We start from the raw sequence: 22209 nt of genomic DNA on the forward strand, positions 1-22209 counted from the left end.
CTAACCATGCAGCTCACCGACACCCAGCAGGCCATCCTGGCCCTCATCGCCGAGCGCGTGGAGGCCGAGGGCGTGCCGCCCTCGCAGGCGGAGATCGCCCGCGCCTTCGGCTTCAGCGGGGTGCGCGCGGCGCAGTACCACCTGGAGGCCCTGGAGGCCGCCGGCGCCATCGAACGGGTGCCCGGGCGCGCGCGCGGCATCCGCCTGCTCGCCGCGCCGCCGCGGCGGCAGGAGGCGCTGCCGCTGCCGGCCGCGGACGACGCGCTGCGGCTGCCGGTGCTGGGGCAGGTCGCCGCCGGCCTGCCGATCGGCGCCGGCGCGCCCGGCAGCCTGGGCGATGCGGACGACTACGTCGTGCTCGACCGGGTGCTGTTCTCGCCCTCGCCGGACTACCTGCTCAAGGTCAAGGGCGATTCCATGCGCGACGAGGGCATCTTCGACGGCGACCTGATCGGCGTGCATCGCACCGCGCAGGCGCGCTCCGGGCAGATCGTGGTCGCGCGCATCGACGAGGAGATCACCGTCAAGCTGCTGCGCGTGGGCAAGGACCGCATCCGCCTGATGCCGCGCAACCCGGATTACGCGCCGATCGAGGTGCAACCCGGCCAGGACTTCGCCATCGAGGGCCTGTACTGCGGCCTGGTGCGGCCGAACCGGTGAGGGCGCCGCAGCGCTCGCGCGAAACGCCCGGCCCGCGCGCGGCGTTTTCCCACGGTCGCCGGCGGCGCCCGCCGATCCCGCCCCCGGCGCGCCGGCGCCAGCATGGCCCTCACGGGGTCGCAGCCCGTGCGACCGCCGCCGCCTAACCTGCCTTCAGTCGAATCACCTACCCCGGAGACCACCAGATGGACGAGAACAAGAAGCGCGCGCTGTCGGCCGCCCTGAGCCAGATCGAGAAGCAGTTCGGCAAGGGCTCGGTGATGCGCATGGGCGACAACCCGGTCGAGGCCGCGGAGGTCATTCCCACCGGCTCGCTGCAGCTCGACCTGGCGCTGGGCATCGGCGGCCTGCCCAAGGGCCGCGTGGTCGAGATCTACGGGCCGGAGTCGTCCGGCAAGACCACCCTCACGCTGCAGGCGATCGCGCAATGCCAGAAGGCCGGCGGCACCGCCGCCTTCATCGACGCCGAGCACGCGCTGGACCCGAACTACGCCACCAAGCTCGGCGTGAACATCGACGACCTGCTGGTCTCGCAGCCCGACACCGGCGAGCAGGCGCTGGAGATCGCCGACATGCTCGTGCGCTCCAACGCCGTGGACATGGTGGTCGTGGACTCGGTGGCCGCGCTGACGCCCAAGGCCGAGATCGAGGGCGAGATGGGCGACCAGCTGCCCGGCCTGCAGGCGCGCCTGATGAGCCAGGCCCTGCGCAAGCTCACCGGCAACATCAAGCGCTCCAACTGCCTGGTGATCTTCATCAACCAGCTGCGCATGAAGATCGGCGTGATGATGCCCGGCCAGAGCCCGGAGACCACCACCGGCGGCAACGCGCTGAAGTTCTACGCCTCCGTGCGCCTGGACATCCGCCGCATCGGCGCGATCAAGAAGGGCGACGAGATCATCGGCAACCAGACCCGGATCAAGGTCGTCAAGAACAAGATGGCGCCCCCTTTCAAGCAGGTCATCACCGAGATCCTCTACGGCGAGGGCATCAGCCGCGAGGGCGAACTGATCGACATGGGCGTGGAGCTGAAGCTCGTGGACAAGGCCGGCGCCTGGTACGGCTACGACGGCGAGCGCATCGGCCAGGGCAAGGAGAACGCCCGCCAGTACCTCAAGGAGAACCCGGAGGTCGCCTCCCGCCTCGAGGCCGCGCTGCGCGCGCAGTTCGTGCCGGCCGAGGCGAAGCGCGACGAGGACGCCACCGCGGAGGACGACTGACGACGTTTCCGTCGCCATGAATTCCGAGCGCGATCCGTCCGCTGCGGCGCCCGCCGCGCAGGCGCCCGCCCGGCGTAAGGCCGGGCGGGCGAAGCGATGAGTACCGCCGGCGGCCCGGAGGATCCCGGTACCGGTGCGCGCCGGCGCCGGCCGCGGGCCGAGCCGAGCCCGGCGCAACGCGCGCTCGGTTTGCTGGTGCGGCGGGAGCATTCCGCGTTCGCCGCGCTGGCCGAGAGCGGCGAGGACGACTGGGCCGGCGTGGCGCGCGACCTGGTCGCGCGGCGCTTTCCCGCCGCGGAGGACGAAGAGGCCGAAGCGTCGCGGAGCCGCCGGCGCAAGGCGGCCGACTTCCTGCTGCGGCGCGGCTTCGACGTCGAGACCGCACGCGCCGCCAGCGGCCTCGACGACGACGGATAGCCCGCGACCGGCGCGGGCCCCTGGATTCGCGACGGAAGACGGACGCGTCCCTGCGCGAGCGACGCGCCGCGACCGGCACCCTGTTCGCGGCGATCGGCAAGCGCCTTCGCGCATGGGTGCGCCTCCATGCCCTCCATGCCCGGCAAGCAGTCCGCCCGGCGTCCGTCGCGTCGCGACGTCCCGTGCCCGGCAGCGCCCGCCGGTGCGCGGGGACGGCCGCTTCCCGGCGGGCGCCGCCGGCAGGCGCGAGGCCGCGCCCGGGCAGGGCGCCCTTCGGGCCGGGCCGCCCCTCGCCGACAACCGGGCGCGGCAGCCCCGACTCCCCGCGCGGCCGGGCGCCCCCCGCCGGTCTGCACGCGCGCGCCGGCCCTGCTAATCTTGCCGGTTACCGGGTTGTCTGTTCCTCGTCGTGGCCGCATCTGTGGTCGGCGCCGGATCGGTGCCCCTCCACGTCGCAATCGCCGCCACGCATGAAGACCACCGCCGACATCCGCTCCGAGTTCCTCGACTTCTTCCGCGGCAAGGGCCACACCATCGTGCCCTCGGCGTCGCTGGTGCCCGGCAACGATCCGACCCTGCTGTTCACCAACTCCGGCATGGTCCAGTTCAAGGACGTGTTCCTGGGCGCGGAGAAGCGCAGCTACGTGCGCGCGGCCGACGTCCAGCGCTGCCTGCGCGCCGGCGGCAAGCACAACGATCTCGATTCCGTCGGCTACACCGCGCGCCACCACACCTTCTTCGAGATGCTGGGCAACTGGTCGTTCGGCGACTACTTCAAGAAGGACGCGATCGCCTGGGCCTGGGAGCTGCTGACCGAGGTGTGGAAGCTGCCGCGCGAGCGCCTGCTGGTCACCGTCTACCACACCGACGACGAGGCCTACGCGCTGTGGCGCGACATGGTCGGCCTGCCCGAGGACCGCATCGTCCGCATCGGCGACAACAAGGGCGCGCCCTACGCCTCCGACAACTTCTGGCAGATGGCCGACACCGGCCCGTGCGGCCCCTGCACGGAGATCTTCTACGACCACGGCCCGCACATCGCCGGCGGTCCCCCCGGCTCGCCCGACGAGGACGGCGACCGCTACATCGAGATCTGGAACCTGGTGTTCATGCAGTTCGACCGCCAGCCCGACGGCACGCTGCTGCCGTTGCCGGCGCCCTGCGTGGACACCGGCATGGGCCTGGAGCGGCTGACCGCGGTCCTGCAGCACGTCCACAGCAACTACGAGATCGACCTGTTCCAGGCGCTGATCCGCAAGGCCGCCGAGCTGACCGCGACCGCCGACCTGGAAAACAAGTCGCTGCGGGTGATCGCCGACCACATCCGCGCCTGCGCCTTCCTGATCGTCGATGGCGTGCTGCCTTCCAACGAGGGCCGCGGCTACGTGCTGCGCCGGATCGTCCGCCGCGCGCTGCGCCACGGCTGGATGCTCGGCGTGCGCGAGCCGTTCTTCCACCGGATGGTGGGCACCCTCGACGCGCTGATGGGCGAGGTCTACCCGGAACTGCGCGCTGCTCGCGAGCTGGTGGAGCGCAGCCTGCGCGCGGAGGAGGAACGCTTCGCCGAGACCCTCGACGCGGGCATGCGCATCTTCGACGAGGTGGCCGCGCGCAGCGCCGGCGTCATCCCCGGCGAGGACGCCTTCCGCCTCTACGACACCTACGGTTTCCCGCTCGACCTGACCGCCGACATCGCCCGCGAGCGCGGCCTGCAGGTGGATACCGCCGGCTTCGACGCGGCGATGGCGCGTCAGCGCGAGACCGCGCGGGCGGCGGGCAAGTTCGCCTCGGGCACCGGCCTGCCGGCCGACCTGGTCGCGCAGATCCCCGCCACCGCCTTCCTCGGCTACGACCAACTGCAGGCCGAGGGCCTGGAAGTGGTGGCGCTGCTGCGCGACGGCCGGCCGGTGGAGCGGGTGGAGCAGGGCGAGGAGGCGGTGGTGATCCTGGACCGCACGCCGTTCTATGCCGAATCCGGCGGCCAGGTCGGCGATACCGGCACGCTCGAGGGCGACGGCGTGCGCTTCGAGGTCGCCGACACGCGCAAGTTCGCCGGCCAGTTCCACGGCCATATCGGCCGCGTGGCCGCCGGCGCGCTCGCGCGCGGCGACCGCCTCGGCGGCCGGGTCGAGGCCGCGCGCCGCGGCGCCATCGTGCTCAACCACAGCGCCACCCACCTGCTGCACGGCGCCTTGCGCGGGCTGCTGGGCACCCACGTGGCGCAGAAGGGCTCGCTGGTCGCGCCGGACCGGCTGCGTTTCGATTTTTCCCATTTCGAGCCGGTCGATGCCGCCGCGCTCGCCGAGATCGAGCGCCGGGTCAACGAGGAGGTGCGCCAGGACCATCCGGTGGCCATCCGCGAGATGGACATGCAGGCGGCGCTCGACGCCGGCGCGATCGCGCTGTTCGGCGAGAAGTACGGCGAGCGCGTGCGCGTGGTGACGATGGGCGATTCGGTCGAGCTGTGCGGCGGCACCCACGTCGGGCGCACCGGCGAGATCGGCCTGTTCAAGCTGGTGTCCGAGGGCGGCGTGTCGGCCGGCGTGCGTCGCGTGGAAGCGCTGACCGGGCAGGCGGCGCTGGACTACGTGGCCGCGGAGGCGCGTCAGCTGCGGCAGGTCGCCGGCCTGCTGGGCGCCACGCCCGGCGAGGCGGCCGACAAGCTGCGCGCGCTGCTCGAGCGGCAGAAGAAGCTCGAGCGCGAACTCGACGCCCTCAAGGCCAAGGCCGCGAGCGGCGCCACCGCCGATCTCGCCGCCTCCGCGGTCGAGGTCGGCGGCATCAAGGTGCTCGCCGCGCGCGTCGAGGGCTTCGACGCCAAGGCCCTGCGCGAGGCGGTCGACCGGCTCAAGCAGCAGCTCGGCGATGCGGTGGTGCTGCTGGCCGGCGCCGCCGACGGCAAGGCCGCGCTGGTCGCCGGCGTCAGCGGCGGCGCGCTCGGCGCGGTCAAGGCCGGGGAACTCCTGTCCGCGGTCGCCGGTCGCATCGGCGGCAAGGGCGGCGGGCGTCCGGACCTGGCCCAGGGCGGCGGCCCCGACGGCCCGGAGCTGGCGGCCGCGCTCGAAGCGGTTCCCGAATGGGTGTCCGGACGGGTGGGCGCCGCCGGACCGTGACTTCCTGCCTAGTTCGCCTTCAGCCAGCGCCGGCTATGATGGCCGTTTGCTGCATCCAAAATCGCAATGGCGGGGTCGGGCGGGATTGCCCGGACCGCCGCTGGCGGGAGCCCCGCCAGTCCATGGAGAAGTTCTCATGTTGATTCTGACTCGACGCGTCGGCGAGACCCTCATGATCGGCGACAACGTCACCGTGACCGTTCTCGGCGTCAAGGGCAACCAGGTGCGCATCGGCATCACCGCACCGAAGGACGTGGCCGTCCATCGCGAAGAGATCTACCAGCGCATTCATCGCGGCGAAGGCCACGACGGCGGCGACGAACAGCCCTGAGGGTTTGCCGCCTCGTAGCCGAACCGTTATCCTTCGCAACCGGGTTTCGCATCGTGTGCGCGGCCCGGTCCGCGGAGAGTTGCCCGAGAGGCCGAAGGGGCTCCCCTGCTAAGGGAGTATGGGGTCAAAAGCTCCATCGAGGGTTCGAATCCCTCACTCTCCGCCATTCCTTCCGGCTCGTCCCGCCAGGCGTTCGTTGCGGGATGCGACCGGCAGGCATGCCGGCACTGGTTCCATCGTTCCACCCGGCGCCGTCCAGGCGGCGTCGGCAGGAAGGCGTCGCATGCGACGTTTTCCGACGCGCGGAAAACGCGGCGTCGCGTTCCACCGAAAAGATGCGCTGCATGCATTGACGAGGTGGAAATCGACCGTCATAATTCCGCGCCTTCGCGCCCGTAGCTCAGTTGGATAGAGCACCAGGCTACGAACTTGGGGGTCGGAGGTTCGAATCCTTCCGGGCGCGCCATATGTAGCAACTAAGCCGCTGATTTCAGCGGCTTTTTTGTTCTGCGGACCCTGCCAACCCCCCTAAATACCCCCCTACGAATCTTGAGTAGGGGAATGGGGTTGGGAGGTGACCAAAGCCTCAATGCGCCCGTTACAGGTGCCGCTGGTAGCGTGGGCGGCAGAAGGTGGTCTTGGCAGGTTCGCGCTCGGGCTTCGGCGGCCACGCGCGCACGCGCTCATCGTCTGGATGCCATCGAACTGGGCGAGCGCCCACAACCTCCATGCGGTCCTCGAACCGCTCTCCGAAGCGGCGAGCGGCCGTACGGGGATCTCAAGCAGTGGGACCGGCTGGCTTATCATCGGGCGTCACCAGAGGCCCGGGGAGCCTTCGTTACATGAACCAAGCCGCGTTGTCGTCTTTCATCTGGTCGGTCGCCGATCTTCTTCGCGGCAACTACAAACCGCACGAGTACGGCCGCTTCATCCTGCCCTTCACCGTCCTGCGCCGGCTGGACTGCGTCTTGGCGCCCACCAAGGACAAGATGCTGGCCGAGCTCAAGAAGAAGACCGACGCCGGCATCAACCCAGACCCGTTCTTGCGCCGCCTCGTCGGCGAGGCGCGCTTCTACAACACCTCGCCGATGGACCTGCCCAGACTGTTGGGCGACCAGGACCACATACGCCCCGAGCACGTCGATGCCTGGCTCAATCCCAGCGGAGACCTGGCGGCGATGCAGGCCATCTTCGATGACAAGCGGCACCCGTACTATGAGCATCGAGAGGCGGCATAATCGTCCGCATGGCGCCGTTCCCCACTCGACGCTTGGAACATGAAGAGTATCGAGAAGCTGAGCCTGTCAGAGCTTGAATCGCTCTTACTCGCGGCGGAGAAGAGGAAAGCACTCATATCCCGTCGACGTCCGCCTTCTGTGGTTCGGAATGAGCTCATTGCGCTGGCCCAATCCTATGGCTATGCGATCCATGAGATTTTTGACGTCTCTGACGTACCTCGTGTAGCTGCAAGGCGCATTCGGACGCAGAAGCAGGGGAAGGTTTCCGCAAAGTACCGGGATCCAGAGAACAAGAGAAATACTTGGTCTGGCCGCGGCCAGATGCCGCGGTGGCTTGCCGACAAGGTACGACGGGGCGCGCGAGTTGCCGATTACCTCATCCCCGGCCTTGCTCGACCCACTGTGAAGGATGTCAGATCGATCGGTCGGCGAACGGTCTACAAGGCAGAAGTGCACTCGGGAAGGTCCTCGTCCGACCCAATCAAGGGCAGGTGAGTGCTGGGATTAGGGATCGTTATCGTGGCTAGCAGCCGACAAGTTCGCCTGCGCTGCGTGTTTTTGCGTCCGGCGGCCTCCAGATACCGTTCGAGGCTCATGAGCGGCACCCCGGTTCCGGACATGAAACCTGGGCGCTGCCCGGCCGGCGCAGTGCCCCCAGGATGGTGCACGTTCCGCGCTCGCCGCCGGCGCAGTCGGCAATGACCCGTTCCAGTTCCGACGCCATACGCTGCAACTCTGCGATGCGCCCCTGGATATCGGCCAGATGGGTGCGGGCCATGGCGTCGACGTCGCGGCACGACATGGTGGGGTCGTCGTCCAGGCGCAGCAGGCTGCGGATCTCCTCCAGGCTGAAGCCCAGCTCGCGCCCTCGGCTGATGAAGCGCAGCCGGTCGACATCGGCGGGGGTGTAGGAGCGATAGCCGCTGTGCGTGCGCTTGGGCGGCGACACCAGGCCCGAGCGCTCGTAGTAGCGGATGGTCTCCAGGTGGCAGCCACTGGCGGCGGCCGCTTCGCTGATCTTCACGTGCTTGACTCCGTAGCTACTACAGACTTTATCCTTCGCCGTATTCCGCCGCCACCCTGGCCGGGTGGCATCTGTTCGACGAGGACCCCGATGAGCGATTGCGGCTGCCACCATGAGGCAAAGAACGCACAGGAGCGGCGCGTACTGCGCATCGCCCTGGTGCTCAACGCCGCCATGGCGGTGATCGGCGGCCTTGCCGGCTGGATCGCCCAGTCGACCGGCCTGCTGGCCGACGCCCTGGACATGCTGTCCGACGCCACCGCCTACGCGATCGGCCTGGTGGCCATTGGGCGCACCGCCCGCTTCAAGGCGAACGCGGCCTGGCTCAGTGGCAGCGTGCTGCTCGTGCTCGGTATCGGCGTGCTGGTGGAGGTGGGCCGGCGCGTCGTCTATGGCGCCGAGCCGCTCAGCGGCTGGATGATCGGCACCGCGCTGCTGTCGCTTGCGGTCAACGTCACCGTCCTGCGCCTGCTTGCCCCGCTGAAGGCGGGCGAGGTCCACCTGCGTGCCACCTGGCTGTTCACCCGCGCCGACGTGGTGGCCAACATCGGCGTCATCCTGGCCGGTGTATTGGTACTCTGGCTCGCCACCCCGTACCCGGATTACGTCATCGGCACCCTGATCGGCCTGTACGTGATCAAGGAAGCCATCGAGATCCTCGGCGATGCCCGCCGTGCCCGCGCCGAATCGAAATCGCCCTCTGCATGACCTCGCGCCGTCCCCCGCTGTCCCTCTGTCGCTGGCTGATGCTGGCGGCATTGGCGTTGAGCGTGGTCCTGCAGCCGGTGCTGGGCTCGGTGAGCGAATTGCACGAGCTGTCGCACGGCGCCGCGAGCGTGCACGACATCAGCGAAACCGGAGCGCCCGATGAAGAGGGCAATGCCGCCGGCACGCTGCACGTCATGCACCACTTGGCTCACTGCTGCGGGCATGTGGTGCCTACACCCGCTGCACCGCTGGTGCTGCCCCGGATCAGTCACAGCGAACCCACGAACCTGACGGACTCGCGCCTTGTGCCTAGCGGGCGATGGCTCGCCCCCTTCCGACCTCCGATCTCGGCCTGACGCCCCACCGGCGCTGATGCCGGCTTCTGGCCCTTTCCGATTGGAGTGTTTCCATGTCTGTGCGACTTGCGGCGTTCGCCGCACTGGTCGCCGTGTCCGCCATTGCATGGCCGGCGAACGCGGCTGATCGACTCTCCCTGGACGACGCATTTGCGCGCGTCGCCGAATCCCATCCCGATCTGCGCCTGCTCGGGGCGCGACACAACGTGCTCGCCGCCGAACTGGGCCGCGCAACCCTGCGCCCCCCACTGGTCGCCGGCGCCAGCGTCGAGAACGCTTTCGGCACCGGCGAGGCGAGTGGCCTGAGCGGCGCGGAGCTGACCCTGACCCTGGCGTCGGTGCTGGAGCGTGGCGGCAAGCTCGATGCGCGTCGCACGCTGGCGCAAAGTCGCATCGATGCCCTGGCGGTCGAGCGCGAGGCCCGGCGCCTCGACCTGCTGGCGGAAGTCGCGCGTCGCTACTTGGCGATGGTCGCCGCGCAACGCCAGCGCGAGATCGCCGAGCTCGACATTGCCCAGCGGCAACGTACCGTCGCCGGAGCGCGGCAACGGCTGCAGGCCGGCGCTTCGCCCGAGTCGGTCGTGCTGACCGCGCAGGCGGCCCTGGCCCGAGCGGAGTTGGATCGTGCCCGTGCCGAGCAACGCCATGCGGCGGCGCGGCAGCACCTGGCCGCCCTGTGGGGCGAGCGATCACCCACCTTCGACGCGGTGGCTGGCGACCCGACGGTCCTGCCCGAGGTGCCTGCGTTTGCCACCCTGGCGAGCTTGCTGGAACAGACGCCCGAGCTTGCGCAGTTCGTCGGTGAGCGCCGTATCCGTGAGGCGCGCCTGCAACTCGCGCGTGCCGATGCCAAGGCGGATCTGGATTGGGAAGTCGGCATCCGCAGGTTGCAGTCAACAGACGACTTGGCCCTCGTGGGCAGTGTGTCGATGCCGCTGGGCGCGAGTCGCCGCGCGCAGCCGGAGATCCGCGTGGCCGAGGCCGAACTCACCGCGCTGGAGATCGAACGCGAGTCCAAGGGGCTGTCGCTGTATTCGACACTGGCCGAAGCGCACGGGCGCTACCTCACGGCGCAGGTGGAGCTGGATCGGCTGCGCACCGACGTGATGCCCAAGCTCGCCAGGGCCGAAGCGGCGGCCGAGCGCGCCTACCGCGCCGGGGCCATCAGCTACCTGGAATGGGCGCAGTTGCAGTCCGAACGCACCGCCGCGCGCAAACAACAACTCGACGCCGCGTTTGAAGCCCAGCGCGCCCTTATCGAAATCCAACGCCTGACCGGAGCGCCTTTCGTGGCGGCACCGACACGGGCGACGCAAGGAGACACCCCATGAAGTGGATGCACCGGATCAGCGCGCTGACGCTGGCTGTCCTGTTGGGCGCTTGTGGCGGCGCCAAGCCCGCGGGTGAGCCCGGCCATGAAGACGAATCGCAGGCCGAAGCGGGCGGCCACGAAGAGGAAGGTCACGAAGAGGCGATGGATCGCACCACCATCGCCGCGAAGGTGGCGCAGGACGCCGGCATTCGCGTTGCACCGGCTGCCGCCGGGGTGATCGCCGACGAGCACGAAGTCCAGGGATTGCTCACGCCCGTCGAAGGCCGCGTCGCCAAGGTCATGGCGCGCTTTCCCGGCCCGATCCGTACGCTGCGCGCCAACGTGGGCGACCGCGTGCGGGCCGGGCAGCCGCTGGCCACGATCGAGAGCAACCTGAGCCTCACCACCTACACCGTGCCTGCGCCGATTTCCGGCGTGGTCCTCGCGCGCAACGCGTCGATCGGCACGGTCGCCGGCGAGGGCGCGGCGCTGTACGAGATCGCGGACCTGTCGGAGCTGTGGGTGGACCTGCACATCTTCGGCGCGGACGCACAGCACATCACCGCCGGCGTACCGGTGTTGGTTACCCGCATGAGCGATGGCGTCACCGCCGAAACCACGCTCGAACGCGTGCTGCCGGGAACCGCCACCGCGAGCCAGAGCACCGTGGCGCGTGCCACGATCCGCAACCTCGACGGCCTGTGGCGGCCGGGTTCCGCGGTAAAGGCGCGGGTGACGGTCGATCACCAGCCCGTTAACCTCGTGGTCCCGCTCGGCGCGCTGCAGACCGCCGGCGAGGACGATGTGGTGTACGTGCGCCGGGGCGACACCTACGTCACGCGCCCGGTGCGGGGCGGGCGCCGCGACGCACAGCGCGTCGAGATCGTGTCCGGCCTGAAGGCCGGCGAGCAGGTCGTGGTCGAGCAGAGCTTCCTCGTCAAGGCGGACATCGAGAAATCGACCGCCGAGCACGAGCACTGAGGTCGCCGCCATGCTCGAAAAAATCATCCGATTCGCCATCGCGCATCGGTGGCTGATGTTGCTGCTCACGCTCGCCCTGGTCGGGCTGGGCGTGTGGAGCTTCACGAAGCTGCCGATCGATGCCACGCCGGACATCACCAATGTCCAGGTGCAGATCAATACCGAGACGCCGGGCTACTCGCCGCTGGAGGCCGAGCAGCGCGTCACTTTCCCCATCGAGACGGCGCTGGCCGGCCTGCCGCGCCTGGACTACACCCGATCGCTGTCCCGCTATGGCCTGTCGCAGGTGACCGTCATCTTCGAGGACGGCACCGACATCTACTTCGCCCGCCAACAGGTATCCGAACGCCTGCAGCAGGTGAAGTCGCAGCTGCCGGAAGGATTGGACCCGGACATGGGGCCCATCGCCACCGGCATGGGCGAGATCTTCATGTACACCGTCGACGCCGATCCGACGGCGCGCAAGCGGGACGGCACACCGTATACGGCCACCGACCTGCGCACCCTGCAGGATTGGGTGGTGCGTCCGCAGATGCGCAATACGCCGGGCGTTACCGAGGTCAACACCATCGGTGGCTTCGAACGGCAGATCCACATCACGCCGGATCCGGCCAAACTGGTGGCGCTGGGCTTCACCCTGCATGACGTGGTCACGGCGATCGCGGCCAACAACCAGAACGTCGGCGCCGGCTACATCGAGCGCAACGGCCAGCAGTTCCTCGTTCGCGTACCGGGCCAGGTTGCCGATCTCGATGCCATCCGTGAGATCGTGCTGGACCGGCGCGAAGGCGTGCCGATCCGGGTACGCGACGTGGCGCTCGTGGGCGAAGGACCGGAACTGCGTACGGGTGCCGCGACACAGAACGGCCGCGAGGTGGTCATCGGCACCGTTGTGATGCTGGTGGGCGCCAACAGCCGGGAGGTATCGCAGGCCTCCGCGGCGAAGCTCGAAACGGCAAACGCGAGCCTGCCTGAGGGCGTCACGGCCCGTCCAGTCTACGACCGCACCGCACTGGTCGACCGCACGATCCACACCGTCGCCAAGAACCTCATCGAGGGCGCGATCCTCGTCGTCGTCGTGCTGTTCCTGCTGCTGGGGAACGTCCGCGCTTCATTGGTCACGGCGGCGGTGATTCCGCTGGCGATGCTGTTCACCGTTATCGGCATGGTGCGCGGCGGCGTGTCGGGCAACCTGATGAGCCTGGGCGCGCTCGATTTCGGACTCATCGTCGACGGCGCCGTGATCATCATCGAGAACTGCCTGCGCCGCTTCGGCGAGGCGCAGCACGCCCTCGGCCGCACCATGACGCGGGAGGAACGCTTCGACCTGACCGCGGTCGCGACGGCCGAAGTCATCCGTCCCAGCCTGTTCGGCGTCGGCATCATCACCGCCGTGTACCTGCCCATCTTTGCGCTGAGCGGCATCGAAGGAAAGATGTTCCACCCGATGGCGATCACCGTGGTGCTTGCGCTGACCGGTGCGATGCTGCTCTCGCTCACCTTCGTGCCGGCGGCCGTCGCCACCTTCCTGGGCGGCCGCGTCGAGGAGAAGGAAAACCGTCTGATGGCATGGACCAAACGCCGCTATGCACCGATGCTGGCCTGGTCGTTGAAGCGTCGGGGCTGGGTGCTAACTGGCGCTGCCGCCTTGGTAGTGCTGTGCAGCTTGCTTGCTACCCGTCTGGGCACCGAGTTCATTCCGAACCTGGACGAAGGCGACATCACGGTGCAGGCGCTGCGCATTCCCGGCACCAGCCTGACCCAGTCGGTAGCCATGCAGGGAACACTGGAGAAGACGCTGGCAGGCTTCCCGGAAGTGGAACGCGTGTTCGCCAAGATCGGCACTGCCGAAGTGGCCAGCGACCCCATGCCGCCGTCGATTTCAGACACCTTCGTGATGCTCAAGCCGCGTGAGGACTGGCCCGACCCACGCAAGCCGAAGGACGAGTTGCTGGAGGAGATGGAAGCGGCGATCACCAGGCTGCCCGGCAACAACTACGAGCTGACCCAGCCCATCCAGATGCGCACCAACGAGCTGATTTCCGGCGTGCGTGCGGACGTGGCGGTCAAGATCTATGGCGACGACCTCGACCAGCTGGTCCGCACGGCGGCGCAGGTGCAGCGAGTGATGGCGGCCGTGCCCGGTGCGGCCGACGTCAAGACCGAACAAGTCGCCGGCTTGCCGCTGCTGACCGTGGTGCCGGATCGCCAGGCGCTCGTGCGTTACGGGCTCAACCCAGGCGACGTGCAGGACACGGTGGCCACGGCCGTAGGCGGCGAGGTGGCCGGCCAGTTGTTCGACGGCGATCGGCGCTTCGATCTGGTCGTACGCCTGCCCGAAGGTGTGCGCCAGGACCCGGCCGCACTCGCCGATCTGCCGATCCCGCTGGGCAGCAACGGCGAGGCCGACGAATCGAGCCGGCCGGCAAGCTGGGTGGGCGATGCGCCACGCACGGTGCCGTTGCGGGAAGTGGCGCGCATCGAGTCCACGCTTGGCCCCAACCAGATCAACCGCGAGAACGGCAAGCGCCGCGTGGTCGTCACGGCCAATGTGCGCGACCGCGACCTCGGCGGCTTCGTCAACGAACTGCAATCGGCGATCGAAGCGAAGGTCCGGGTACCCACTGGCTACTGGATCGAATACGGCGGCACGTTCGAGCAACTGATCTCCGCGAGCCGGCGCCTGGCGATCGTGGTCCCGGTGACGCTGGTGATCATCTTCGGCCTGTTGTTCATGGCCTTCGGTTCGGCGAAGGATGCGGCCATCGTGTTCAGTGGCGTGCCGCTGGCGTTGACCGGCGGCGTAATCGCACTGGCATTGCGCGGCATTCCGCTGTCGATCTCCGCTGGCGTCGGCTTCATCGCGTTGTCGGGCGTTGCCGTGCTGAACGGCCTGGTGATGATCGCGTTCATCCGAAAGCTCCGTGAGCAAGGCGATTCTCTCGACAATGCGATCGTGGATGGGGCGCTGGGTCGCTTGCGCCCGGTGCTGATGACGGCGCTGGTGGCCTCGCTCGGTTTCCTGCCGATGGCGCTCAACGTAGGCGCAGGTTCGGAAGTGCAGCGCCCGCTGGCGACGGTCGTGATCGGCGGCATCGTGTCCTCGACATTGCTGACGCTGCTCGTGCTGCCGGCGTTGTATCGCTGGCTGCATCGGCAGGCGGAGGGTTCACCGCGGGCTGCGAACGCTTGATCGAAACTTCATGCAGGCTGCGGCCACTTAGGAGCACAAGACATGGGTGCAGGACACGATCACGGGCTGGGCGAAGTCCAGCATGAGAAACCGTTGTGGTGGGCCTTCGGACTCACCGCCGCCTTCCTGGTCGCCGAGGTGGTGGGTGGCCTCGTCACCAACAGCTTGGCGCTGCTGTCCGACGCGGCTCACATGGCCACCGAGGGTTCACCCCCGTTTTCACGGACACTTACGAGAAGGCCGATCGAGGCCATGAGGAGTGTTCATGTCGAAGCGAAGGAAGTTCAGTGCAGAGTTCAAGCGTGGCGCGGTTGAGCAGGCGAGCCAGCCGGGCGTCAGCTGCGCTCAGGTGGCACGGGAGCTGGGGATCCGGGACACGCTGCTGACCCGCTGGAAGCGGGAGGCCCAGAGCCGGGGCCAGGTGGCCTTCGGTGGCACCGGGACGCCCCGGGACGAGGAACTGGCGCGGCTCAAGCGCGAGCTGGCCCGGGTGAAGAAGGAGCGGGATTTTTTGCGAGAAGCGGCGACGTTCTTTGCCAAGGGATCATCCTGAGGTATCAGGTGATCGAACGTTGCCGCGATGAGTTTCCAGTGCGACTGATGTGTCGTTGCCTGCGGGTCTCGGCCAGCGGTTACTACGACTGGAGTAAGCGCTTGCCCAGTGCCCGGGAGCGCGACAACCAGCGCTTGCTCGGCCGGATCCGTGAGTTGCATGAGGACAGCCGGGGCACATTGGGCGCCGGCCGGATGCATGAAGACCTTGCCGAGGAAGGCGAGACGGCGAGCCTGAACCGGGTGGCGCGTCTGATGGCGACCGATGGCCTGCAGGGTTGGCCGCGACCGAAGCGGCGAGGCCAGCGCGGCAAGCCGGCGCTGACGCCGCCGGGTGTGCGCAACCTGCTGGAGCGGGACTTCACCGCGTTGGAGCCGGAGACCAGGTGGGTCACCGACATCACCGAGCTCAAGACCCGGCAAGGCAAGCTGTATCTGTGCATCGTGCTGGACCTGTTTGACCAGCGGGTGGTGGGGTGGTCAATGCATCATCGTCAGGATCGTCAGATGGTGATCAGGGCCGTGCAGATGGCGGTCTGGCAGCGCCAAGGCAGCCATCCGCTGATCCTGCACTCCGACCGTGGCAGCCAGTTCCGAAGCGGCGACTACCAGCGTTACCTGGCGGCCAACGGCTTGGTGTGCTCGATGAGCGCGGTGGGCCACTGCGGTGACAACGCCGCGTGCGAAGGCTTCTTCGGCCTGCTCAAGCGCGAGCGGGTCTACCGCATGACCTACCCAACGCTCGATGCCGCGAGGGCGGATGTGTTCGAATACATCGAGCGGTTCCACAACCCGAGGATGCGACGAAGGGTCGCCAGGCAAGACCAGAAGTTCTCAGCCCTTTTACAACCGTCCGTGATTTCGGGGTAGAACCCTGCGCACCTGTCGCGGTGAGCTCCGCGCCCATATCGTTGGCATGCGGGCCGTGGCTGTGCATGCCCGACGGGTCGTGTGCGAGCTCGTGCATCTCGCCGGCGGCTGTCATGACCGGTTGCAGCACCAATCCCAGCGCAACCAGCCCCAGCGCGAAAACGCGCAGGAGCGGGAACCAGCGGTGGCGGGGCAAGCGGACCATGACCACGCAGGGTACCTGCGGGCGAGGGGGTATACAATTTCGCTGAATGCCGCGAGGGCTACAGGGCGAAGGCGCGCTCCAGCTCGGGGCCATGGCAGCGCTTGTACTTGCGGCCACCACCGCACAGACACGGCTGATGATCGCGCAGCCCGGTCAGCAGCGCGTGTCCCAGGAACTGTTGCGCCTGCTGCAGCGGTTCGATCTCGTTCGCCGGGACACTGACATGGCCGTCGGCCGTCGGTACGCCCCGACTCAGCACGTGCGTGATCGCTTCGGACACCCCGATGGCGTGCCGGATCAACTGGTCATCGCGAACCGGCAGGCGCACGTTGTCGACCGTCGCGCCGGTGTAGCGGCGTCGCGGGTCAGACACGAAGAGGACCTTGGTTTCATGGTGGAGCTTGGGCGTGACATCGACCATCTGGCCGTCAGGGGACAGCCAGATCGCGTGAAACTCCGCTTCGACCATCACATGCGGCCATTCCCATAGCTGCCAACCGCAGAGCATGCGTCCGCCGTCCCGCGCGATCTTCGCCTCGACGTTAGGGAAGCACTCTTTTTCAAGCGCATCAGGTTCGGGCTCGACAACCATGTAGGTCGCCACGCCGCCAGGAACCACTCTCTGGACCAGCTGGCGAATATGTCGGGTTATCTGCGGCGGGGTGGTGGTGTGCAAGCGTCGACCCTCGAATGGCACCGGAGAGAGACCGGTCGGCCTGATGATGAAGTACTCTGATGGCGCCGAGAGGTCGGCATCACGAAACCGATGGGTTCTGAACTCTCAAACCAATTGATCGTGATCAGGTCAACGACACGGAAGTCCAGTCCATGCTCTACGACGCTTTGACCTGCCGCTCGTACCACGGGCGTGTGCCGTTGACGATCCTGACCACTGATAGCATCACGGGGACCTCGATCAGCACGCCGACCACGGTAGCCAGCGCCGCGCCGGAGTGCACGCCAAACAGGGCCACCGCCGTAGCGACCGCCAGCTCGAAGAAATTGCTGGCCCCGATCAGCGCCGACGGTCCGGCCACGCAATGGGCGACACCCAGCCTGCGGTTGAGCAGGTAGGCTAGCCCGGAGTTGAAGTAGACCTGGATCAGGATCGGCACCGCCAGGATCGCGATGATCAGGGGCTGCTCGACGATCTGCCTTCCCTGGAAGCCGAACAGCAGCACCAGCGTCGCCAGCAGTGCAACCAGCGAGACAGGTCCCAAACGAGCGAGCACCCGTTCCAGCCTGGCCTCGCCGCCGCGTACAAGCAGCCAGCGACGCAAGACGATAGCCACCGCCACCGGCAACAGGATGTAGAGGCCCACCGACAGCGCCAGCGTGTCCCAGGGCACGGTGATCGACGACAGTCCCAACAGCAGGGCGACCAGCGGTGCGAACGCCACCACCATGATGGCGTCGTTGAGCGCGACCTGGCTGAGCGTGAAGTTCGCGTCGCCGCGACACAGGTTGCTCCACACGAACACCATGGCGGTGCAGGGTGCGGCGGCCAGCAGGATCAGCCCCGCCATGTAGGAGTCGATCTGGTCCGCCGGGAGCCAGTCGGCGAAGACATGCCGCAGGAAGAACCAGCCCAGCAGGGCCATCGAGAACGGCTTGACCGCCCAGTTGACGAACAGGGTGACGCCGATGCCGCGCCAGTGCCTGCCCACTTCCCGCATGGCGCCGAAGTCGACCTTCAGCAGCATCGGGATGATCATCAGCCAGATCAGTGCGGCCACCGGCAGGTTGACCTTCGCGACTTCCATGCCGCCGAGGGCTGCGAAAGCATTTGGCAAGAAATGTCCCAAGCTGGTGCCGACCACGATGCACAGCGCGACCCACAGGGTCAGGTAGCGTTCGAACAGCCCCATGCGGGGCGCTGCCTCAGCCATGGGCGACCGCCTCGTCTTCAGGTTGTACGAAGCCGATGCGGTCGAGGGCCGCCTTCAACGCTTCACGGTCATCCCAGACCTCGGTCGGCAGCGCCAGCAGAGCCTGCAGTCGCGCCTTGACGATGCGGTGGGCCTGGCGGAATGCCTTCCGCTTGTCCTCGTCATCGCCTTCAACGGTTGCCGGGTCCGGGAGCCCCCAGTGCACGCGAAGAAAGTCCCCGAGCACGACGGGGCAGGTTTCGGCCGCGGCCGAATCGCAGACGGTCACCACCAGATCCATCGGTACCGCGTCCGGCGTCGTGAACTCGTCCCAGGACTTGCTACGCAGGCCTGCCGTGGCAATGCCTTCGGCCGCCAGTTGGGCAAGCGCCCAGGGGTTGACCGTGCCGGCCGGCTGGCTGCCGGCGCTGAAGACTTCGAAGCGGTGGCCGGCCCAGGCGCGGAGCGTGGCCTCGGCCAGCACGCTGCGCGCGGAATTGCCGGTGCACAGGAAAAGGACGCGACGCTTCATCGGGGCGGTTCCTCGAGTGACAGGTGGGAGAGGATCAACAGGCGCAGGCGGCCCCGGCACCAGGGGGGCAGCTCTCATCCGCGGAGCCCACGCAGCAGTTGTGGGTCAGGTAGGCGACCAGTTCGTTCATGGCTTCGAAGTTGGCGCGATAGCAGACGTTGCGCCCCCGGCTCTCGCTGCCGATCAGACCGGCATGGACGAGCTCCTTCAGGTGGAATGACAGGGTTGCGCCAGGGACGGCCAGTGCTTCCGCAATTTCACCGGCCATGCGGCCGTTGGGGCCGGCCTCGACCAGCAGCCGGAAGATCGCCAGCCGGGTGGCGTGGCCCAGCGCCGTCAGCGCAGCGATTGCCTGATTCGTTTCCATCATTCTAGAATAGTCGAATGAATAACGAACTGCAATCACCCGTGCTCCTCGACCTCCCTCATCTGGCCGCCGACCTGCTTCCCGGTCCTCGCCATGACGCGCTCGGCGTCGACGCGACGGCACCAGCGCCACGCATCCTTCTCTTGTACGGCTCCCTGCGACCGCAGTCCTACAGCCGCAAGCTGGCACTGGAAGCCGAGCGCATCCTGCGACACCTCGGCGCCGAAACCCGGGTGTTCGATCCGCATGGCCTGCCCATGCTGGACAGCGTCGGCAGCGATCACCCGAAAGTGCAGCAGCTGCGCGAATGGTCGCAGTGGTCGGAAGGCCAGGTCTGGGTGTCGCCCGAGCGCCACGGCACGATCACCGGCGTATTCAAGAACCAGATTGACTGGCTGCCGCTCGAGGACGGTAGCGTGCGACCCACCCAGGGACGAACGCTGGCGGTCATGCAGGTGTGCGGCGGCTCGCAGTCGTTCAACGTGGTCAACGCCCTGCGCGTGCTGGGACGGTGGATGCGGATGGTGACGATTCCCAACCAGTCGTCGGTCGCGAAGGCGTGGCAGGAATTTGACGACGCGGGGCGCATGCGCGCTTCGCCGTTCTTCGACCGGGTGGTGGACGTAATGGAGGAGTTGGTCAAGTTCACGCTCCTGGTGCGCGGGCGGAGTGATTACTTGGTCGATCGCTACAGCGAGCGGAAGGGTGCCGATGAAGCCCGTCGAGTGGCCAGAGAGTCGGGAGTTCTGGAAGATGTTCCAGCAGCGTCCTGATCTTGCGGGCTGCTTGCTCGCTGGCGATGATCATCAAGGTCGGTTGAGCGATCACCTCGCGCTGTTCTCAGTGATCAATCTTGTTGGTACCTGCATCATCTGAGCGCGACGGATGAACTGAAGCCGATTGACATCGTTTTCGTCGTAACGACGCACGCCTCCTATCGGTCGCTCGGGTTGACGCAGCAGCCTACGGCGCTGGTAGTAGCGCACGGTTTCGACATGCACGTCGGCCGCCGCCGCCAGCTGGCTGATCGTAAACGTGTTCGGACGCACGGCTTGACTCCGTACCTAGGTACAGAGGCTAGTATGCTCCGATGCAAACAACCCCGGCCAAATCGTCTGTTCCAGCCATCGTTGGCGCGAGCATCGCCGCCATTGGCGCATCGGTCTGCTGCGTCGTGCCGCTGGCGTTGGTCCTGCTGGGCATCAGTGGCGCCTGGATCGGCAACCTGACAGCTCTCGATCCCTTGAGGCCCTGGTTCAGCGCCGCCGCCGTACTGTCCTTGGCCGTGGCGTTTTGGATGCTGTATCGACCGGCGGCACGGTGCGGTGTGGATGGCAGTTGCATCGCCCCGGACGCTCTGCGACGCAGGCGACGTTGGCTCTGGTTGGCGACAGCCCTCATCGTCCTGTTGCTGCTGTTTCCCTATTACATCGTCTGGATTCTGTAGGAGGCGCGATGCACAAGTGGATACTGGCCCTGGTGGCTGCTCTGTCGGTCGGTGCCGCTCTTGCGACGCCCGCAACCGTAGTGATGCTCGATGCTGAGAACATGACCTGTCCCGCCTGCGGCATCACCATCAGGAAGGCGCTGGAGAAGGTGCCGGGCGTGGCCGATGTGAAGGTGGACACCCGGGCTGAAACAGTCACGGTGACGTTCGAATCGAGCCAGACGGATGCAGCCGGAATCGCGCGTGCAGTCACGGAAGCAGGCTTCCCGGCCAAGGTGCGGACTGGCGGTGAGTGACGTCAAGCTGGAAAGCATCTTGACCTGCCCGGAGTGCGGCCATCGGGCGACCGAGACAATGCCCATCACAGCGTGTCAATTCTTCTATGAGTGCACGGGCTGTGGAGCGGTTTTGCGTCCGCATCAAGGCGACTGCTGTGTGTTCTGCTCGTTCGGAACAGTGCCATGTCCACCGATCCAACAGAACAATCCCTGTTGTGGTTGAACCGCGGACTCCGATAATAGTTGGACAGACAGGCTGCGAGATCGACTGTGCCACCCTGGAAAGCGCGCCGCTCAACCAGCGGTGTGCATGCGAAGTGGTCGACATCCTCCGTCTGCACGAGTCGATCCGGGGTGCCTTTCCGGAGTTCACGACTGATCCCGCCGTACACGCGCACTTATTTTCACCCTATGCCTTGTTCGTTGATCGGCCCGCGTTGGAGGCCATGGGACGAGTCGCGGCGGCGGTCTTCGACGTCGCAGGAAACCCGGGATATAGCCAACGGGTCCTGCAATGGGCCCCTGACATTGCAACCCATGATCCGGGTTCGGCGGGGGGCGTCCTGGGTCTGGACTTTCACCTGACGGTCGATGGGCCGCGGCTGATCGAGGTCAACACCAATCCAGGCGGTCTGCTCCTCAATGCCTTGTTGCTCGATGCCGTGCGGTCTTGCGCGCCGCCAGCATGGGCCACCTGGACCAACGCGGCCCAAGCGCGTGATGCGGCCGTCACGGCCTGGATGGAGGATGCTCGGCAGCAATCCGGGCGCACGCCGTCGCGCCTGGCCATCGTGGACAGCACTCCGCGAGCGCAGTTCCTTTACCCCGAGTTTGAGCTGTACGCGAACGCGTTTCGGGACCATGGCGTGGACTGCGTGATCAGCGCTCCCGAGGATTTGTCGTTTGGTTCGGACGGGCTTGAGGATGCCCACGGTCGAATCGACACTGTCTACAACCGGTTGACCGATTTCCCGCTCGAGGATGCCTCGCATGCAGACATTCGTGAGGCTTACCTGGCAGGGGACGTCGCGCTGATGCCGCATCCCCGAGCACACGCGCTGTTTGCCGACAAGCGCAACCTTGCGGTGCTCGGGGACCCGGCTCTGCTCGGCGGGTTCGGGGTCGATGCGGGCTCGGCGGCCCTGCTGGCCCAGGTGATCCCGCCCACGGTTGAAGTCGTGCCCGGAAACCGGGATGCGCTGTGGGCAGCGCGCAACGGATATTTCTTCAAGCCTGCAGCAGGGTTCGGCAGCCGTGGGAGTTATCGGGGCGACAAGTTGACCCGGCGGACTTGGGAGTCTATGGCGTCGGCGACCTACATCGCACAGGCCTTCGCGCCACCGAGCATGCGGATCGTGCATGGGGGCCAGTCCCTCAAGGCGGATGTGCGCTGCTTCGCGTCCGAGGCGGGTGTCCTGTTGTTCGCGGCCAGGCTGTACCAGGGCCAGACCACGAACATGCGCACCCCCGGTGGTGGATTTGCAGCGGTGCTCACGTCGTCACGGATCGAGGAGTGATTCCCCACCGGAGCCGACCC

At 67.4% G+C, this 22209-nt stretch carries 23 protein-coding genes, 2 tRNA genes and 3 pseudogenes; 22 read left to right on the top strand and 6 right to left on the bottom strand.

Annotation, left to right across the window (positions count from 1 at the left end):
* The first annotated feature begins 6 nt into the window (after positions 1-6).
* The 10 genes and pseudogenes from lexA to Z164_RS21800 all read left to right on the top strand — a co-directional run bounded on the left by lexA (position 7) and on the right by Z164_RS21800 (position 7474).
* A complete protein-coding gene (lexA, locus tag Z164_RS0106530; RefSeq protein WP_024889919.1) occupies positions 7-660 on the top strand; it encodes a transcriptional repressor LexA in 654 nt (217 codons plus the stop codon).
* 185 nt (positions 661-845) lie between these two features.
* Complete coding sequence (gene recA / locus Z164_RS0106535) at positions 846-1880, top strand: recombinase RecA (protein ID WP_024889920.1); 1035 nt, start codon at positions 846-848, stop codon at positions 1878-1880.
* A 96-nt stretch (positions 1881-1976) separates the two neighbouring features.
* Complete coding sequence (locus Z164_RS0106540; RefSeq protein ID WP_024889921.1) at positions 1977-2297, top strand: regulatory protein RecX; 321 nt, start codon at positions 1977-1979, stop codon at positions 2295-2297.
* Between the two features lie 470 nt (positions 2298-2767).
* Complete coding sequence (alaS, locus tag Z164_RS0106545; protein WP_024889922.1) at positions 2768-5410, top strand: alanine--tRNA ligase; 2643 nt, start codon at positions 2768-2770, stop codon at positions 5408-5410.
* A 136-nt stretch (positions 5411-5546) separates the two neighbouring features.
* Positions 5547-5741: a carbon storage regulator CsrA gene (gene csrA, locus Z164_RS0106550; protein ID WP_024889923.1), complete on the top strand. Its 195-nt coding sequence runs from the start codon at positions 5547-5549 to the stop codon at positions 5739-5741.
* 73 nt (positions 5742-5814) lie between these two features.
* Positions 5815-5907: transfer RNA gene (locus Z164_RS0106555), tRNA-Ser, on the top strand.
* Between the two features lie 223 nt (positions 5908-6130).
* Positions 6131-6207, top strand: a tRNA-Arg gene (locus Z164_RS0106560).
* A 376-nt stretch (positions 6208-6583) separates the two neighbouring features.
* A pseudogene (locus Z164_RS23535) lies at positions 6584-6856 on the top strand (type I restriction-modification system subunit M N-terminal domain-containing protein); the annotation flags it as partial.
* A gap of 6 nt (positions 6857-6862) precedes the next feature.
* Positions 6863-6979 (top strand): annotated as a pseudogene (locus tag Z164_RS23685) (SOS response-associated peptidase family protein); the annotation flags it as partial.
* Positions 6980-7018: 39 nt separating this feature from the next.
* The gene (locus Z164_RS21800; protein WP_081770102.1) at positions 7019-7474 is read left to right on the top strand and encodes an H-NS histone family protein; all 456 of its coding nucleotides are present in this window, start codon (positions 7019-7021) and stop codon (positions 7472-7474) included.
* Positions 7475-7571: 97 nt separating this feature from the next.
* Here the strand turns inward: Z164_RS21800 and Z164_RS0106575 are convergent, their stop codons facing one another.
* On the bottom strand, positions 7572-8003 hold the full coding sequence (locus tag Z164_RS0106575; protein ID WP_024867893.1) for a MerR family transcriptional regulator: 432 nt from the start codon (positions 8001-8003) through the stop codon (positions 7572-7574).
* A 90-nt stretch (positions 8004-8093) separates the two neighbouring features.
* On the opposite strand from Z164_RS0106575, the gene Z164_RS0106580 reads away from it, so the two are divergent.
* The 7 genes and pseudogenes from Z164_RS0106580 (at position 8094) to Z164_RS0106605 (ending at position 15975) form a co-directional block, all read left to right on the top strand.
* On the top strand, positions 8094-8711 hold the full coding sequence (locus tag Z164_RS0106580; RefSeq protein WP_024867892.1) for a cation efflux transmembrane domain-containing protein: 618 nt from the start codon (positions 8094-8096) through the stop codon (positions 8709-8711).
* Positions 8708-9067, top strand: coding sequence for a DUF2946 family protein (locus Z164_RS20140; protein ID WP_028917135.1), 360 nt, complete (start codon positions 8708-8710; stop codon positions 9065-9067). The genes Z164_RS0106580 and Z164_RS20140 overlap by 4 nt, the downstream gene beginning before the upstream one ends.
* A gap of 53 nt (positions 9068-9120) precedes the next feature.
* Entirely contained in the window at positions 9121-10398 is a 1278-nt protein-coding gene (locus Z164_RS20145) for a TolC family protein (protein WP_043689475.1), read from the top strand.
* Positions 10395-11360 carry an efflux RND transporter periplasmic adaptor subunit gene (locus Z164_RS20150; protein ID WP_081770103.1) on the top strand — a complete coding sequence of 322 codons (966 nt, stop codon included), beginning with the start codon at positions 10395-10397 and terminating at the stop codon, positions 11358-11360. Before Z164_RS20145 ends, Z164_RS20150 begins: the two co-directional genes overlap by 4 nt.
* A 10-nt stretch (positions 11361-11370) precedes the next feature.
* Positions 11371-14553, top strand: a complete 3183-nt coding sequence (locus Z164_RS0106595; protein WP_024889926.1) for an efflux RND transporter permease subunit — start codon at positions 11371-11373, stop codon at positions 14551-14553.
* Positions 14554-14595: 42 nt separating this feature from the next.
* Positions 14596-14814, top strand: a pseudogene (locus tag Z164_RS22760) (cation efflux transmembrane domain-containing protein); the annotation flags it as partial.
* A 4-nt stretch (positions 14815-14818) separates the two neighbouring features.
* A protein-coding gene (locus Z164_RS0106605) for an IS3-like element ISStma5 family transposase (protein ID WP_152540874.1) occupies positions 14819-15975 on the top strand; the annotation gives its coding sequence in 2 pieces (ribosomal slippage) (positions 14819-15059 and positions 15059-15975; 1158 coding nt in all).
* Positions 15976-16238: 263 nt separating this feature from the next.
* Here the strand turns inward: Z164_RS0106605 and Z164_RS0106610 are convergent.
* From Z164_RS0106610 to Z164_RS0106625, 4 genes are all read right to left on the bottom strand, one after another.
* On the bottom strand, positions 16239-16856 hold the full coding sequence (locus tag Z164_RS0106610) for an SEC-C domain-containing protein (RefSeq protein ID WP_236621760.1): 618 nt from the start codon (positions 16854-16856) through the stop codon (positions 16239-16241).
* A gap of 157 nt (positions 16857-17013) precedes the next feature.
* The gene (gene arsB, locus Z164_RS0106615) at positions 17014-18048 is read right to left on the bottom strand and encodes an ACR3 family arsenite efflux transporter (protein ID WP_024889930.1); all 1035 of its coding nucleotides are present in this window, start codon (positions 18046-18048) and stop codon (positions 17014-17016) included.
* A gap of 13 nt (positions 18049-18061) precedes the next feature.
* Positions 18062-18580 (bottom strand): arsenate reductase ArsC, encoded by a 519-nt coding sequence (locus Z164_RS0106620; RefSeq protein ID WP_024889931.1) that lies wholly within the window; start codon positions 18578-18580, stop codon positions 18062-18064.
* A 34-nt stretch (positions 18581-18614) separates the two neighbouring features.
* Complete coding sequence (locus Z164_RS0106625) at positions 18615-18947, bottom strand: ArsR/SmtB family transcription factor (RefSeq protein WP_024889932.1); 333 nt, start codon at positions 18945-18947, stop codon at positions 18615-18617.
* Positions 18948-18964: 17 nt separating this feature from the next.
* On the opposite strand from Z164_RS0106625, the gene arsH reads away from it, so the two are divergent.
* Complete coding sequence (gene arsH, locus Z164_RS0106630) at positions 18965-19720, top strand: arsenical resistance protein ArsH (protein ID WP_024889933.1); 756 nt, start codon at positions 18965-18967, stop codon at positions 19718-19720.
* A gap of 51 nt (positions 19721-19771) precedes the next feature.
* On the opposite strand, the gene Z164_RS21810 is transcribed toward arsH, so the two are convergent.
* A complete protein-coding gene (locus Z164_RS21810) occupies positions 19772-19996 on the bottom strand; it encodes a MerR family transcriptional regulator (RefSeq protein WP_210399086.1) in 225 nt (74 codons plus the stop codon).
* Between the two features lie 41 nt (positions 19997-20037).
* Here Z164_RS21810 and Z164_RS0106635 point away from each other — a divergent pair, with 41 nt between their 5' ends.
* From Z164_RS0106635 to Z164_RS0106645, 4 genes are all read left to right on the top strand, one after another.
* Complete coding sequence (locus Z164_RS0106635; protein ID WP_024889934.1) at positions 20038-20394, top strand: mercuric transporter MerT family protein; 357 nt, start codon at positions 20038-20040, stop codon at positions 20392-20394.
* An 8-nt stretch (positions 20395-20402) separates the two neighbouring features.
* Positions 20403-20690 (top strand): heavy-metal-associated domain-containing protein, encoded by a 288-nt coding sequence (locus Z164_RS0106640; protein ID WP_017355169.1) that lies wholly within the window; start codon positions 20403-20405, stop codon positions 20688-20690.
* Positions 20620-20895: a GDCCVxC domain-containing (seleno)protein gene (locus Z164_RS23265; RefSeq protein ID WP_465251337.1), complete on the top strand. Its 276-nt coding sequence runs from the start codon at positions 20620-20622 to the stop codon at positions 20893-20895. Before Z164_RS0106640 ends, Z164_RS23265 begins: the two co-directional genes overlap by 71 nt.
* 94 nt (positions 20896-20989) lie before the next feature.
* Positions 20990-22189, top strand: coding sequence for a hypothetical protein (locus Z164_RS0106645; protein WP_024889935.1), 1200 nt, complete (start codon positions 20990-20992; stop codon positions 22187-22189).
* Positions 22190-22209: the final 20 nt, after the last annotated feature.

Source organism: Luteimonas huabeiensis HB2, from assembly GCF_000559025.1.
GTDB lineage: Bacteria > Pseudomonadota > Gammaproteobacteria > Xanthomonadales > Xanthomonadaceae > Luteimonas > Luteimonas huabeiensis.